Here is a 14,739-nt window from a genome sequence, read left to right on the forward strand (position 1 = left end):
TCATCTCCCCCCTGCGACCCAGCGGGCCTGGTCCAGGACCTCGTCGGTCCGGCCGTCCATCAGAAGCTCGATGGGGCGCTGCATGTCCAGGTTGCGGTTGCGGGACCGCAGCCAGATTTCCATGCCTTCCGGGGTGTAGGTGTCTCGCAGCACATCGATGATCGTGTGCAGATCCAAGAGCTTGTCGGCGCTTCTGCCCCTGGGTGAGTTCGCACCACTGGCCCAGTTCTGCACGGTGCGCGCCGACGAACCGACGACCTTGGCGACCTCGACCTGCGTCACCCCAGCAGAGCCGATCTTCTCCAGCACCCCCAGGAAGCTCAGCGACTGCGCTCGTTGCCCCGGCGGGGCCTGGTGCTCCCGGTGGGCGGCGGTATCAGGCATGCGGGCTCCTCTTGCGTAGGTAATTGCACATCATGCTGCGCTATCAGTTGCTTGACAACTTGCGTGTCGAGTTGCGTGTCTGTGCTACCGTCGACACTACGATCGAGAGGTGTAGACGATGGCCGAGCTGCTCATCAGGGTGGGTTCACAGGACGTAGCGCTCATGAACCGTGTCTTCGGCCTGGACGGTGCCCGAGCGGCAGCATGGCGCCCCGACCGGCTCGTCGTGGACGCTCACGTTCCCGCGAAGACGTCCGAACTTGCCGCCATAGCTCGCCGCGCGGGGGTTCCGTTCCTCGTCGATCCCCAGACGTACTTCCTGCAGGGCGCCCAGCACTCTGGAGACCCCTGGGCCCAGCTGCCCTTCGGCGACCCTCGACCCCTGACCGCCGCAGACTTGGCGAGCACTGCCACCCAGGACGCTCTGATCGCGACGTGCATCGACTACCAGATCGCGGCCGGCGCCACCGCGATCATCGCGCCGTACCTGCACCTCGAACGACTCGGCGACGGCCTCGTCTTCGTTCAGGCAGCTCTCTGGAAGCGAACAGCTGCCCTGCTGGCCGCCCGCGGCAATCAGCTCCCGGTCATCGCGGTCGTAGCCCTCGGATGGCGCCTGCTTGACCCGTCTACGGACAAAGACCTGATCCCCGTCTGGGAAGCACTCGATGCTCTGCACCCCACCGAGGTGGCGATCGCCGCCACCAAAGCGCACATGGGGTCCACCGCCGTAGACCGCCTGCACCACCTCGTCATGCTCATCAACAAGCTCACGCCCGCCTACCCCGTGCTGGCCTGGCAGCAAGGACTACTCGGCGAGGCCTGCGTCGCAGCGGGCGCCCGCGGATACGAGACCGGGATGGCGATGCGAGAGCACTGTGACCTGCAGACCGCTCAGAACTCCCGCCGCACAGCGCCCACCGGTGGCCGAGGTGCGCCACCGGTGTACATCCCGGCCCTCGGCCGCGGCATCCCCAAAAAAACCGTGAGAGAACTACACACAGACCGCACGGTGTGGAGCTCCGTTCTCTGCGCAGACCCTCGGTGCTGCCCCTCAGGCGACCACGTCCTCAACGACGCCCGACAGCACGCCATCGTCTCCCGCGCACGAAGCCTCGCCGAGCTGACCCAGATCGATCGCGCCACCTGGCGATGGGCTGAAGTCTCCCGGCGGTCAGCCCACGGCATCCGGCTCAGTCAACGGATCAACAAGATCGCCGACCGAACCCCGGGCATGGCCCGGGTAGACACACGAGCACTAGAAGCCATCCACACCGTGTCCGACCAGCGCAGGCACCTCAGGCGACGACGCAAGGCCGCTTGATCTGACCTCGCACCAGCCCCCGATGGTGCAGACGGTGCGGGCGCGTGGATCGAGCTCCCCTCCCTACGTACCCGACCTGCCGGGCCTCCGTCTCCCCCGCCACCGCTGCGTCGCGGGGGAGACGGAGGGCTAGGACGTTGACGCGGCGGTTGCCACAGCACGGCCCCGCGCGCCCACCGGTGCGTTCTGCGATGCGTTGATCGTCAGGGCGGTGCCGGCGAGAACGACCTGGACCCCGGCCAACGCCACGCCACCCCACATCCCCACCTGCATCCAACCGACACCGTCACCCATGTCGGCTTGCATCTGGTCCGCGCTCATGGTCGACCACGGCGCCGCCAGCAGAAGCACGTGTGCCAGAAGCATCCCGGCGTACATCAGCCCGGTCATCGCCCACACGCGGTCCGAGGGGCCACGCGAGAGAGCCCGCACACACGGCAGGCAGCCCATGGCCATGACCACGAGTAGGCCTCGAACCAGGGTGCCACCGTGCCCTGGCATGACGGCCGTCAGCAGGTGCAGGACCACGCAGAGGCCACCGACAACGACGGCCGTCCCAGCGAGCACCGGAACCAGCCGGCCCGGCCGGGACGCACCGTGGTCTGCGGTGCGCCCCGGCAGAACAGCTGACCGCCTGCCACGAGCTGGGGAGTGGTCGCCTGTCATGGGTGAGTGGTGGTTGGCCGGACACTGCTCGCCTGAACAGGGAGCGGGTCCTCCTCCATCATCCCTACCTCACGCACCCGCGCCGGGTCGGTGATCCGGACGTAGAGGAACCAGACCAGTCCGAGCACCACCACGCCCACGAAGATGTAGGGCAGCAGGTCGTAGGGCGGTTCCGGCACCGGGACAACGTTCTTGTAGGCGATGTACAGCAACGCGAGCACGACCATGACGGCAACGACGGTGAACATCGGATTCGCCTCCCGGCGCCGCCGCAGGAAGATCGGTAGTGCCACCGCCATGAGGAGGTAGGCGAGCATGTATCCGAAGGTGCCGATGGTCCCGGTGTAGGCGTAGATATTCAGGGGCGTGGTGCCGGTGGCGACCATGACGAGCGGCACTGCCGCGACGACGGGGGTGCCCAGCCAGATCGCCACGTGCGGGGTCTTGTGGACGGGGTGTGCTCGCGCGAACACCGACGGGAGCAGACCCTCCTCGCCCATCGTGTACAGCACCCGGGATGCCGCGTTGATGCTGGCGACGATGACCGCGAAGAACGACGAGGTGATCCCGAGGTCGATGACCCACGAGACACTGCCCAGGCCGTTCTGGGTGGCCAGGTCGCTGATGGGGGCGGCACTCGTACCCAGTCCGTCAGGGCCACCAAAGCCCAGCACCGAGGTGTACGCGGCGAAGATGTAGAGCAGCCCCACGAGGACGGCGCTGCCGAGCACCGCCCGGGGAATTGCCCGGTGCGGGTTGCGTGCCTCAGCGCCGAGAGACGCTGAGCTCTCGAAACCGACGAAGCCAAGCACCGCGAGGACGATCCCGAACGTGACGCCATCGAACGTGACGCCCTGCAGCTGGACCTGGGAGGTGTCCAGGGAGAACCCGTTTCGGGCCAGGACGACGATGAGGACCACCAGCACAGCGAGAACGGAGAAGATCTCGAGCACAAGGCCGAGCCGGGTGGAGATCTTGATGCCGGTGACAGCCAACCGCCCGGCGGCGGCAGCGAGCACCACGTAGATGATCACTTGGGTGAGGGTGGCGCTGCCGGAAAGCCCCATCGTGGTGAGGAGGTTTCCGAGGTAGATGCCGGACCCGGCGAGACCGACCATGGCGATACAGGTGTAGCCGATGACCAGGCCCCATCCCGCCGCAAACGCCCCGGCCGGCCCGAGCCCTCGGGCCACGTAGCTGTAGAGCGAGCCCGAGGAGGCGAACCGCCGGGCGAACTGGGCCACGCACAGCCCGATGAGAAGAACAACGACCATCGCAACCAGGTAGGAGATCCACGCACCGGAACCGGCGTAGAGAACGATCAACGCGGGTCCAGTGGCCATGACTGCGCTCGGCGCGATCCCGGACACGGACTGCGCGAGGACCTCAATCTGGCTCATCGACTCGTGGGCGAGTCCACGGTCGGTGTGGGTGGCGGGGGGAACTTCCGCCGCGGACCGGGTCACGGCATGACCTGTTCGCGCGCACCCTCGCCGACCTGCGCACCGCCGGCGTGGCACGCGGGGATGGAGCGGGGCATGTCCAGAGCCGGGTTGCCGTCGAAGAACCCGAACGGCTTGAGGTGGAACCCGGCATAGCCGACGGGCATGATCGGCCAGTCCTCCGGGCGAACTGCGTGGTGGGCGCCGAAGGAGTACCACACGACGACGTCCTGGTCCTCGAGGGATCGGTCGGCCTTGGCGAACTCCGGCAGGCCTCCTGGCGTGTTGTTCTGGTTGGGGTAGTCACCGGCGGCGTACATCTCGCCGGGGTCATAGGCGGTGACCCAGAGGTGCTTGTAGGCGAACTGGGCGCGGGACCAGGCCTGCGAGCCCTCACCCTGCATCGGGAGCACGTTCTCCCCCGGCATCAGCTTGTACCCGACAGGTTGCCCGAGCTCGTTGACCTCGGTGGGGTTGACGACCTGCCAGGTGCGGGCCACGAGCGGGTTGATCAGCCGCTGGGCCTCGCTTTCCCGCGCCAACAGCGTCTTCTGCGACACCCAGGCGTTGCCGTAGGGGTTGTCCGCACCCGGGGGCAGCGCGACCGCGTCGACCTCGTAGACGGAGTTGCCGACGCCGTCGAGCTGCATGTCCAGGCGCACGTTGAAGAAGTGCTGGTGGTTGGGGCCGTACAGCCCAGGAGCCACCAAGTTGCCGAAACGTGGCTGCTCACCGACCGGGATCGCTCCCGTGGAGATGACCCCGGACAGCTTCACCTCGTACTGGATGGTGCCGTCGGTGTAGAGGTACCAGAAGAACCCGTACTCATAGTTCCCGACGGTGGCGAAGCACGAGATGACCAGTCGACGTGAGCGCCGGACCTCGACCTTCTCGGTCCGGAAGTCGGTGTGCTTCCAGCCGACACCGAAATCTTCCTCGTGCATGCAGATGGCGTTCGGGATCGTCAGCGGGTGACCGTCCTGGTCGTTGGCGACCGCATCGAAGTAGCGGATCTCGCCCAGGCAGTCGCAGCCCAGCTGAAGCGGGTTCAGCAGGAGTCCGACCCCGTACTCGCCCTCGTCGAAGACGTTCTTGATGCGATGGGTGGGGGCTGGGTCGCCGTAGGGGATGTACATCTCCGACAGTGATGCCCGGTAGATGATCGGACGTACCCGGCCCCGGTCTTCGTAGCCGATCTGGTGCAGAACAAGACCCTCCCTCGGGGAGTACCCCACCCGCAGCCGCCACTTCTGCCAGCTCACGGCATGGCCCTCGACGGTGAAGCTCGCCCCTTCGGGCTGGGTGATCTCGATCGGCCGAACGTCCCCACGGAGCCCGGTGTGCGCCGGCCGGTTGTCGTCGTCGAACATCAGCTCCGGCATGTAGTTGCCGGCCTTCTCCGGAACAGCCACCACACCATGGTCACGGACGTCGATGACCTCCATGAGGTCTAGGTCGACGAGCACGATGAGTCCCTCGACCGGCCGGGCGTAGCCGTTGTCGTCCTCCCGGGACCGGAGGAAGGTCAACGGCCGTATGAGACGGCGGCCCAGCGGGTCCTCGATGTCGTATCCCGCCGCCCAGGGATCGATCATCGCCAGCGAGAAGTCCGTGACGCCGCGCTTCCGCATCGCCTCCTGCCACTCGGGGTTCGCGCGGGTGACCTCCTCGGTCTGGAAGAACTCCTCCAGCATGATGCTGGGCTGCGCACCCTCCACCACACGCCACGAGCTCACTGCCCGCGAGGACAGGGACACCACCGTCTCTACCGTCTGCTGGTTCGAGCGGTCGTACAGCACCACGAACGCCGACCGCTCAGGAGCCTCGGCACTACCCTCCACGAAGCCCAGGACCTCCCGCTTGGGGGGCTCGTGCAGCGCAATGGAGACGAAGCGAACCCGAGCATCGAGACTCCGCTGTTCCCGGAGGATGGCCGACACCTGGTCGATCTCGGCCGCGCTCAACGGTTCCAGCGGGTGATTCACAGTGGTTCTGACGTCGGACAACCGTGCCGTCATCGGGTCTCCTTCAAAGCGCAGGGGCTCGGGCGAAACCTGGGTAACACCTCGCCAGTAGACTCCCTGCCATGACGCAAGTCACGCATCAGTTTGAATGAGAATGTCCTCCTAACTATTCTCATTTCAAGCAGACGAATCGGATCTACTCGGCGCTGCACGATGGGGTTGCCTCAGCCCCCTCGTAGACAGCGGTCGCGCTAGTTCAGTTCTCAAGGACCAAGCCGTGGGCGTCGGCCAGATGACCGACCCGGCCCTGGTGTGGTACGAACCCGATCCAGGCAAGTAAGAACCCGGAAACCCGCCTCGCCACCGCTGTTCTCCATCAGCCCCCGGCCGCAGACCACGACTACGGGTTACCCTCCGAACGCAGCCACGATTATTTTTGCCTGCTTACCCCAAGGAGGGCGATGGTCGTGACGCCACCGCAAACGGGTTGGACACGCGCGGAATCACCCGTCGCAGGCCTGCGTCGACGCGGGCTGACACTTACTCAGGTTCTCGCCCAGTCCGTGGCGGCGGTGGCACCGTCCGCGGCAATGGTCACGTTGCCGGGCATCGTCATCGCCGAGGTCGGTAGCGCCGCCATCGCGTGTTTCGCTGTCGCCGCCGCAATTGTGTTTTTAGTGGGCTACTGTCTTTCCCACTTCGCACGGCGCATGGCCTCGGCCAGTGGACTCTACAGTTATACCGCTAAAGGGCTTGGTCCGGTGGCCGCGTTCACAGCAGGTTGGGCGCTGATGATTGGCTACCTAGGCATCGCCCTCGCCAGCGTCCTCGCCAGTGCGTTGTACTTCACGTCGTTGATCGAACTAGTTGGTCTTGCCGCTGCCGGTTCGACCGTCGTGTTATCGGCTACGATACCGGTCCTCGCCGGCCTGGCGGCCTTACTCATGGTGCGCGGGATCAAGCTGTCGGCGCGCGTAGCTCTTGGCCTGGAAGTTACGTCAATTGCCTTGATCTTGGCGGCGTTGGCCATACTGAAGATCAATCAGGCTGAGGGCATCACTGCCCCGCCGGCTTCCACGGGCCGGCTCACCATCGATGCCGTCGGCCTCGGAGTCGTGCTCGCCGTGACCTCGTTCGTCGGATTCGAGAGCGCCGGAACGTTGGGGGTCGAGGCGAAGCGTCCGCTTGTGTCGATCGCGCGAGCCATGCGATGGCTCCCCCTGGTACTCGGGGTCCTCTACCTGGTTGCCGTCACTGCGCAGGTAGCCACCTTGGCCGCCGCGCCGTTGGACATTGGGCGCAGCCCGACCCCGGTCGCCGACCTCACACGCTTACGCGGTGACACTGCGCTCTCGGCGGTGATTGATATTGGCGTCGCTGCGTCTTTTTTCGCTTGCATCATAGGCTCAGGCAACGCATTCGTGCGCATCGTCTTCAGCATGGGCCGGGAAGGCATATTCCCTACCGTCCTGGGCCGTACCCACCGCCGATACGCCACTCCCCATATTGCGACAGTGGCCCTGTTGACGTTGTTGGTCTTCGTACCACTGATCATGGTTGTGGCCCACACTGCTCCGAGAACCTCTCTCGTTGCACTGCTCACTCTCTCCGCGTTCGGATATCTCACCTCGTACACCTTGGTGTGCATCGCAACACCAACATTTTTATGGCGCATCGGCGAACTCACCGCCCGCCCCTTACTCGCCGGAATTGTTGCATCCCTCACGATGGGGACCATCATCTACGCCGCCTTCGCCGCCACTCTCTCCGCCGATTCGAGCGTCCCCATCGCATTCCTCCTGACTATGGTGACTGGTTGGCTTCTCCTGGGCGCAATATGGCTCAACGACAGATCAAGACTCCGGAACATTGGGGTCTACGACGAAACGCTCACCCGTGACGTCTATATCGGTGTGACGCCATATGGAAACGACATGGCGGAGACCGATGGGCGCTAGCCTCTCGGGTCGCCAGCCCAAGGCGGTAGTGACCGCGCTCGAAGTTTTGGAAAAGGTGGCCACGAGCGGTACCGGAGTCACGGCGAAGGAGATTGCCCATTCACTGGGTCTACCTCCGGCCACGACGTACCGGCTGCTGAACATCTTGGTCGCCGAGGGGTACCTGGTGCGCCTGGCTGACCTCACCGGTTTTGCACTCGGCCAACGGATGGGCAGGTTGCTCGGGCCCACCCGGCCGCCGACGGTCTGCCACGCGGCACATCAACTTGTCACTCAGTTGCGGGAGAACATTCGCTTTGCGATCTGCCTCGTGTGCTACTACCCCCCCACGACTGTGCAGGTCGTCGACGCAGACCCCGACCATGCGCTTCAGGCTGACGATACGTGGGTGCGTCACCTTCACGCGTCGGCCGTGGGCAAGCTGCTCCTCAGCGAACAGGGCGACTGGCGTGACATCTTCCCCGAACGTCATTTAGTGGCGATCACTGCTCACACCATTACCAGCCCCGCCGACATGGACAGCCAAGTCGTTAAATTCAGGGAGCGCGGGGTAGCCCACCAACTGGGTGAGCTGCGCTCCACCACCGCCTGCTACGCCGTCCCTGTTCGATCGGTGTCCGGCGCCCTGGTCGGCGCGCTAGCAATCTCGGGGCCGCTGGAACGCCAGGAAGCGCTTGCCGAACTAGTGCAGCCCATGCGCGACTGCGCAGACCAACTAGGACCGCTCTTGGCCTGACTCGGTCACCCGCGAAAAATGACCCTCACTGGGAACCGCCAGGGCGGTCACCGCAGCTGCCGGCCCCCGCGCAGGGTCAGTCGGGCAGGTCGGTAGCGGCGGGCACCACCAGGCCGAACATGTCGGTGATCGAGGCCAGGCTGGCCGCCTGCAGCGCCGCGGCGGACACCACCTGGTCGTCGAGGCCAGGAAGCGCCCGGGTGGCCGTGGCCCCGGCGACGATGGTCGGGCGGTACCCGAGGCTGAATGCACCCCGCGCCGTCGAGTTGACGCACATATGCGTCATGAAACCGGCAATCACCAGGTCCCGTCGCGACGACTCCGACAGCAGCGCGAGCAGCTCGGTCTCGGTGAACGCGTTGGGATACCCCTTGACCACGACGGGCTCATCCTTCCGGGGTGCCACCCGGGCTACGAACGCACCACTCTCCGCGGTCACGTCGAAGAGAGAGCCCACTCCATCGTCATGCTGGATGTGCACCACAGGGATCCCCGCGGTGCGGGCGCGCTCGAGCAGTGCCGCACCCTCGTCCAACGCGGCCTGCGCCCCCTCGAGCTCCAACACCCCGCCGGTGTAGGTGTTCTGCATGTCCACCAAGATCAAGATTGACTCCGCCAACGATGCTGGCACCGAGGGAAGACCGGACAACGTGCGCAACGTCGGATTCACAGCCATGGCGATCTCCTCAAAGACTCAGCCGACCCGGTAGCGGCAGATCCACAATCGTAGTGAGCGCTCCGCGCACCACGCGGTGGTGGGGCGACCACACCCGGCAGCTGACCTCGCCCAGTCATCGTCCCTTCCCGACAGCACGTCCTCGTCGGGGGTTGGCGCCCTGGTGGCGTGGTGCGTCAGCTGACGATCCCACTAACGTTCATGCGGCTGTCCGCAGGGCCCGGACCCGGTTGTTGCGGGCCTCGTGGGTGAGCTCGGCGAGGCCGAGGTGTTCCAGAAGCGGTGGCAGGTACATCCCGAACCGGCCCCGGTAGCCGTTGCGCTGGCCGTACCAGCCACCGACCGGGTTGCTCGGTGAACGCCCCCACGCCTCAACGGTGCCCTCGACCGCCGGCTTCTTCTCATCAGCGGCACCCAACGGCACCCAGTCGTCGCGCTCGAGCAACCACGCATGCAGATCCTCTACCGCCCGAGCCTGGTACCTCAACGTGGTGGCACCCACGACGCACACCAAGGTGGTCCCCTCGCGGTACATGCTGTACGTGGAGGTGCCCGGTGGCGTGCTCAGCTCCCACGGGTCCGCACGGGTTCCGATCTGCATGACTGCCTCTCCCCAACTCCCAGGACGACCCGGCTGCGCGGAGTCACGCTGCCCCATCGAAGCCAACTGGGGTACCCCACAAAACACAACGGGGGCTGCGGAACTCAGTGCTCGGGGCAGACCAGATCGGGGGCCGTGGTCCACCCCGCGGCCACCAGCCACCTCCGCGCCGGGTAGGCTACCGACCCCTCCGCGCTGTCCTCGGCCAGTGCCCCGGTGATGATGGGCCCGTCCCCGCAGCGGCTGCACTCCACGTTCACGACCGGGCCCCGCGGCTGGCAGGTGCGACAGTGCCCGGCCTCAACGACTGCACCGGGGTTGTCGGGGTCCGGCTCAAGCCAGCGCATCGCAAGATCAGCGCGGAGCTGCATCGCCTCCTCCCGGGTACCGGGCTCATGACCGCACGAAGGGCACGCCCGCGACGACCGCCCCGCGCTGGCAGCGACGGGCGGTGGCCGCACCGGCGCCGGTGCGGCCCCCGCCGCCGGCGTCATGGCGGGTTGGGTCTTGAGGTGGCGGTACAGGGTGGTGCGGCTGACCCCCAACACGTCGGCGACCTCCGTCAGCGGGGTGCCGGCGGTGACCATCCGTTGGGCCTGCTTCGTCTTGGCTGCGGTCATCACCGTGGGTCGGCCCCCGACCCGGCCCCGACGACGGGCCGCCGCCAGGCCGGCCATGGTCCGTTCCCGGACGAGGTCACGCTCGAACTCCGCGAGCGAGCCGAAGATGTGGAAGACCAACCGGCCCCCCGGGGTGGTGGTGTCGATCGCCTCCTGCAGCGACCGGAACCCGATCCCCCGCTCGGCCAGACCCCGCACGGTCTCAATCAAGTGCGGCAAGGACCGACCCAGGCGGTCCAGGCGCCATACCACCAAGGTGTCCCCCGGACGCAACGCGTCCATCAGGCTCGCGAGCTCGGGCCGGTCCGTCAGAGACCCCGAGGCGGTGTCGGTCCAGGACCGGAAGCACCCCGCGGCGCTCAGAGCGTCATGTTGCAACGCAGCGTCCTGCTCGAGGGTGGAGACCCTCGCGTACCCCAGCAGCTCACCCACGAGGACGCACTGTTCCACAACTCACCGTCAGGCCGTCTCGCGACACAAGGGTTTCGGGCACCAGTTCTGCACCCTCCACTCCCCCACCCTGTCGGGAGCACCGCTTGGGGTGGGGGCGTGTGCCAGAACCGACCCTGAGCGGCGCATTCACCGCGAGCTCCGCGGCCGGCCTCTGGGTCGGCGACTCGAGGGTGCCGTTGGGCGTCGCCGGGTGTTTCACAACCGCTCGAATGTGGCGCTCTCGACGTCGTTGCCGGCACCCGGCAACACGCGGCGGGGAGACGGGTGCGCCGCACCCGGCCCTGGACGGAACGTGCTCAGGTGAGAACGATGGTGACGCCCATCATGTGACGTCCTAGGAGGAGCTTGTGAAGACTGCGCAGATCGACGGTGGCGAGCTCGCCTACCGCGACGACGGCCCGCCCGACGGTGAGCCGGTGCTGCTCGTTCACTCGCTGTTCTTCGACCACACCATGTTCGACGCGCTGTCCGCCCGGCTGGTAGCCGCCGGGCACCGGGTCGTTTCCTACGACCACCGCGGCCAGGGCGCCAGCTCACCAGCCCCCCGGCAGGAGGTCAGCGTCGACCGCCTCACCACCGACGCCGCCGCCCTCATCGAGCACCTGGGCCTCGCCCCGGTGCACGTCGCCGGGAACTCCCTGGGCGGCTTCGTCGCACTGCGGCTGGCCGCCCGCCGCCCCGACCTGCTGCGCACCGCCACCGCCATGGGCTCCTCCGCGGAGGAGGAACACTCCCTGGCGGAGTTCGAGCCCCTGGTCGCCCAGCTCGGCGAGCTCGGTGGCGCACCCCTGGTGGACACCCTGATGTACATCATGTTCGGGGACACCTCGCTGCGGGAAGCCGGGCCGACCGTCGAACACTGGCGTTCCAAGATGACCGCCCTGGGCACCACCATCGCCGACGCCGCGTGGCAGACCATCCACCGCGACAGCATCGTCGACGAGCTAGCGGGCACCACCGTGCCCGTGCTGGCCATCGCCGGCACCGAGGACCACGCCTACCCACCCCCGGTGTCCGACGCGCACATCGCCACGGCAACCGGCGGGCGCAGCGTGACACTGGAAGCCGCCGGGCACTCGGTGGCCCTCGAACAGCCCGACCGCGTCGCCGACCTGCTGCTCGAACACTTCGCCGCCTCATCAGGATCAACCACGCCCAAATAACCGGCCGCCCGCTCAGGGTCTACCCGGTATTCCACAACCGACCGAATGTGAACTCATGCAATTCTGTGCATGAAGATGCAGCGACAACAATTGAGGCCGCAGGCTCTCCCAAACTGACCTCGGCCGGCGACGACCAGCGAGCGGTCACCTCCACTGGGGCCTGGAAGACTTCCCCACATGCACACCTTCATCCCCACCGGGCTCTCCACCGCGCGGCGATGGGTGCAGGCCAACGGCCACACCGCCTCCAACCGCCGCCGCCTCCCCACCGCGGTAAGACAGGCCTACAACACCGCCCACTGACCCCTCCCCCGCCCGATAGACCGCGGCCGGCCGAGGGCAAGGGCCACGCGCACCTGGCCCGGTTCACCCCACCGACAGGGCATCACCTCAGCGGGCGAGAGCCGCAAACGTGGTGGACAGGCGCTACCCGCCCGATGCGTTCCCCGCGTCCTTCGGCACAAGGAGCCAAACCGCGGGCACGCTGACACGCAACAAGCGAGAGGGAGTCACCATGGGCCAGCCGGGAGCGGCGCAGACGAACAGGCTTAGCGCCGACCCCGGTGAACGTCCCGAACCGGAGGTGGAGGAAGCCTTCGACCGGCTCGTCGGACAGGGCCCCGAGCGGCTGGTCCGCCCGCTGCTGCCCCTGGTCGCCACGGGCCTGCTCGGGGGCATCGACGTCGGCGTCGGGGTACTCGCCTACCTCGTCGTCGAGCACGACACCGGCAGTGCGCTGCTCGGGTCGTTGGCCTTCACCGTGGGGTTCGTCGCCCTGCTCATGGCGGGCAGCGAGCTGTTCACCGAGAACTTCCTCGTCCCGGTCGTCGCCGTGGTCGCCAAAGAGGGCACCATCCTGCAGCTGCTGCGGCTGTGGGTGGTCAGCCTGGCCGCGAACCTGCTCACCGGCCTCGGGATGGCCGCGATGATCGTCTACGCCCTGCCCGACGTGCAGGACACCGCGATCGCCGCCGGCGCCCACTACGCCGAGCTCGGAATCACCGTCCGCTCGTTCCTGCTCGCCGTCCTCGCCGGTGCCGTCATCACCCTGCTCACCCGCATGCAGAACGCCACCGACAACCTCGGTATCAAGATCGTCCCCGCCATCATGCTGTCGTTCGTGCTCGTCGCGGCGAAGCTGTTCCACTGCGTGCTCGACTCCATCCTCATGTTCGCCGGCCTGCTCACCGGCCGCGCCCCCTACAGCTGGGCCAACTGGGCCAGCGCCCTCGGATGGTCAGCCACCGGCAACATCATCGGCGGGCTCCTCCTCGTCACCGGCATCCGACTCCTCCGGGTCCAACACCGCGTCGCCGAAGAACGCCACCAAAGCTAAGACACACCACGCCCATGTTTCACAACCGAGCGAATATGTCACTGCTTGCTCAACGGTTGATCTTGCTAACACCCGTAGGTGATGTGGTGCCAGCCCTCAGCAGCCTGGGTCGGCTTCGCGTGACCCGGCTGGGCCAGCTTCACCGGTGTGCAGACCAACGTGCACAAGCAGCTGTCGGGTGGCGAAGGCAGCCCTGGGACGGGGATGCTCAGCACCGTGACTAGGGGCGCCTACCCACCCGACACCGCGGGGTTCGAGACCGGTGACCGGGTGCTCGCCGCCCACGACATCGGAGGCATGTTCCGTCCCCGGATACCGCGCGGCACCGGGGGCATCATCATCGAGCTCACCCCGCACGGACGTCTCGTCGTCCACTTCACCGGAGGACACCGCGTCACCATCGACACCGACGACGTCACCATCGCCCCACCCTGACATCACCATCGCCACACGGTGGCCCCACCCGCAGCCCGGGTGGTGTTTCAGAACCGGCCGGTTCTGACCCATCGTAGTTCTGTCACGGGCAGTAGCGACGGGTCGATGCGTCCGCCGAGTACTCATGCGCTGCGCGCAGGCCCTCGGTTGTCAGGGGCCACCGTGGGCGCCGCCACCCTCTGACGCTCCTCGCGCCCACTGGTCGCCCCCGGGGGCCACACTCGGTGCGTGGCCCGCGGCGATCACCCGATGCGCACCCCGTTCTACGGAGTGCTGCTCATCGTCGCCGCCATGGTGAGCTCCACGCTCGTCTCCGTCGCCGGCCCGACGTGGCTGCGGGTGGTCGTCTACATCCTGGCCGCGCCCGCCGCACTGGTGGGATTCGTCATGACCTTCCGTGACTACAACCGATGATTCCCCCGACTCCCACAACGTGAGGCCTCAGACCGGGCGGGCGCCGCGACCGACCCTTCAGACCGGCGGTACGTGAGGCGAGGGCGCCCGCGGTCGACGATCAACACGCTGAAACCCCGACCACGGTCGTCATAGACTCGATCGCGTTCGTGCACAACAGGTGTGGTCGAGTCTCAGGTGCGGTAAGCAGCTCCAGCCGACCGGTCCCGGGTGCAGCCGGAAGACCACGTCGCAGACGACGAGGTGTTCCACAACCGAGCGAATATGAACCCACCCCGCTCGACTGTCGGGTTCTCCAGTTCGGCCCCGGACCCCGGCCATGCGCGTCGGTGGACAGCGGCGGCGCCCAGCTGGCAGCTCCGCCCGGGTTCGCCGCCTTGGTAGCGCGCCCTCGCTCCGACCGGGGGTCAAGCGCGAACTTGGCGATCCAGACGGGTCGTGAGGTCAGAGTCAGTAGCCGCGTCGGACGGCAAGGAGTACTGCCTTCGCGAGACCACACCGCAGCCGGGCTCGCCTCGGCTGAGCGATCACAGTCCATCACGCCACCGTCTTGTGCAGACTGCGGTG

At 67.0% G+C, this 14,739-nt stretch carries 15 protein-coding genes; 8 read left to right on the forward strand and 7 right to left on the reverse strand.

Going from position 1 to position 14,739, the window contains the following annotated elements; genetic code table 11:
- Positions 1-384, reverse strand: coding sequence for a helix-turn-helix domain-containing protein (locus tag RHODO2019_RS18980; protein WP_265385073.1), 384 nt, complete (start codon positions 382-384; stop codon positions 1-3).
- Between the two features lie 118 nt (positions 385-502).
- Here RHODO2019_RS18980 and RHODO2019_RS18985 point away from each other — a divergent pair, with 118 nt between their 5' ends.
- Complete coding sequence (locus RHODO2019_RS18985; protein ID WP_265385074.1) at positions 503-1,708, forward strand: hypothetical protein; 1,206 nt, start codon at positions 503-505, stop codon at positions 1,706-1,708.
- A gap of 129 nt (positions 1,709-1,837) precedes the next feature.
- Here RHODO2019_RS18985 and RHODO2019_RS18990 read toward each other — a convergent pair whose 3' ends face one another.
- The 3 genes from RHODO2019_RS18990 to RHODO2019_RS19000 all read right to left on the reverse strand — a co-directional run bounded on the left by RHODO2019_RS18990 (position 1,838) and on the right by RHODO2019_RS19000 (position 5,834).
- A complete protein-coding gene (locus RHODO2019_RS18990; protein WP_265385075.1) occupies positions 1,838-2,098 on the reverse strand; it encodes a hypothetical protein in 261 nt (86 codons plus the stop codon).
- Positions 2,099-2,370: 272 nt separating this feature from the next.
- A complete protein-coding gene (locus tag RHODO2019_RS18995) occupies positions 2,371-3,774 on the reverse strand; it encodes an APC family permease (RefSeq protein WP_265385076.1) in 1,404 nt (467 codons plus the stop codon).
- 62 nt (positions 3,775-3,836) lie between these two features.
- Positions 3,837-5,834: a primary-amine oxidase gene (locus RHODO2019_RS19000; RefSeq protein WP_265385077.1), complete on the reverse strand. Its 1,998-nt coding sequence runs from the start codon at positions 5,832-5,834 to the stop codon at positions 3,837-3,839.
- Positions 5,835-6,241: 407 nt separating this feature from the next.
- Between RHODO2019_RS19000 and RHODO2019_RS19005 the strand changes: the two genes are divergently transcribed.
- The gene (locus RHODO2019_RS19005; protein WP_265385078.1) at positions 6,242-7,738 is read left to right on the forward strand and encodes an APC family permease; all 1,497 of its coding nucleotides are present in this window, start codon (positions 6,242-6,244) and stop codon (positions 7,736-7,738) included.
- A gap of 28 nt (positions 7,739-7,766) precedes the next feature.
- Entirely contained in the window at positions 7,767-8,474 is a 708-nt protein-coding gene (locus tag RHODO2019_RS19010; RefSeq protein WP_265385079.1) for an IclR family transcriptional regulator, read from the forward strand.
- Positions 8,475-8,550: 76 nt separating this feature from the next.
- Here RHODO2019_RS19010 and RHODO2019_RS19015 read toward each other — a convergent pair whose 3' ends face one another.
- From RHODO2019_RS19015 to RHODO2019_RS19025, 3 genes are all read right to left on the reverse strand, one after another.
- A complete protein-coding gene (locus RHODO2019_RS19015; RefSeq protein WP_265385080.1) occupies positions 8,551-9,150 on the reverse strand; it encodes a cysteine hydrolase family protein in 600 nt (199 codons plus the stop codon).
- A gap of 199 nt (positions 9,151-9,349) precedes the next feature.
- A complete protein-coding gene (locus RHODO2019_RS19020) occupies positions 9,350-9,751 on the reverse strand; it encodes a DUF6855 family protein (RefSeq protein ID WP_265385081.1) in 402 nt (133 codons plus the stop codon).
- Positions 9,752-9,855: 104 nt separating this feature from the next.
- Entirely contained in the window at positions 9,856-10,821 is a 966-nt protein-coding gene (locus RHODO2019_RS19025) for a recombinase family protein (RefSeq protein ID WP_354005617.1), read from the reverse strand.
- A gap of 350 nt (positions 10,822-11,171) precedes the next feature.
- Here RHODO2019_RS19025 and RHODO2019_RS19030 point away from each other — a divergent pair, with 350 nt between their 5' ends.
- The 5 genes from RHODO2019_RS19030 to RHODO2019_RS19050 all read left to right on the forward strand — a co-directional run bounded on the left by RHODO2019_RS19030 (position 11,172) and on the right by RHODO2019_RS19050 (position 14,172).
- A complete protein-coding gene (locus tag RHODO2019_RS19030; RefSeq protein ID WP_265385083.1) occupies positions 11,172-11,987 on the forward strand; it encodes an alpha/beta fold hydrolase in 816 nt (271 codons plus the stop codon).
- Positions 11,988-12,164: 177 nt separating this feature from the next.
- Entirely contained in the window at positions 12,165-12,290 is a 126-nt protein-coding gene (locus tag RHODO2019_RS19035; RefSeq protein WP_265385084.1) for an Lsr2 family DNA-binding protein, read from the forward strand.
- Between the two features lie 211 nt (positions 12,291-12,501).
- Positions 12,502-13,323, forward strand: a complete 822-nt coding sequence (locus RHODO2019_RS19040) for a formate/nitrite transporter family protein (RefSeq protein WP_265385085.1) — start codon at positions 12,502-12,504, stop codon at positions 13,321-13,323.
- Positions 13,324-13,539: 216 nt separating this feature from the next.
- Positions 13,540-13,758: a hypothetical protein gene (locus RHODO2019_RS19045; RefSeq protein ID WP_265385086.1), complete on the forward strand. Its 219-nt coding sequence runs from the start codon at positions 13,540-13,542 to the stop codon at positions 13,756-13,758.
- Positions 13,759-13,986: 228 nt separating this feature from the next.
- Positions 13,987-14,172, forward strand: coding sequence for a hypothetical protein (locus RHODO2019_RS19050; protein ID WP_265385087.1), 186 nt, complete (start codon positions 13,987-13,989; stop codon positions 14,170-14,172).
- The last annotated feature ends 567 nt before the right edge of the window (positions 14,173-14,739 follow it).

The sequence above is a fragment of the Rhodococcus antarcticus genome (assembly GCF_026153295.1).
GTDB classification, from domain to species: Bacteria; Actinomycetota; Actinomycetes; order Mycobacteriales; family Mycobacteriaceae; genus Rhodococcus_D; species Rhodococcus_D antarcticus.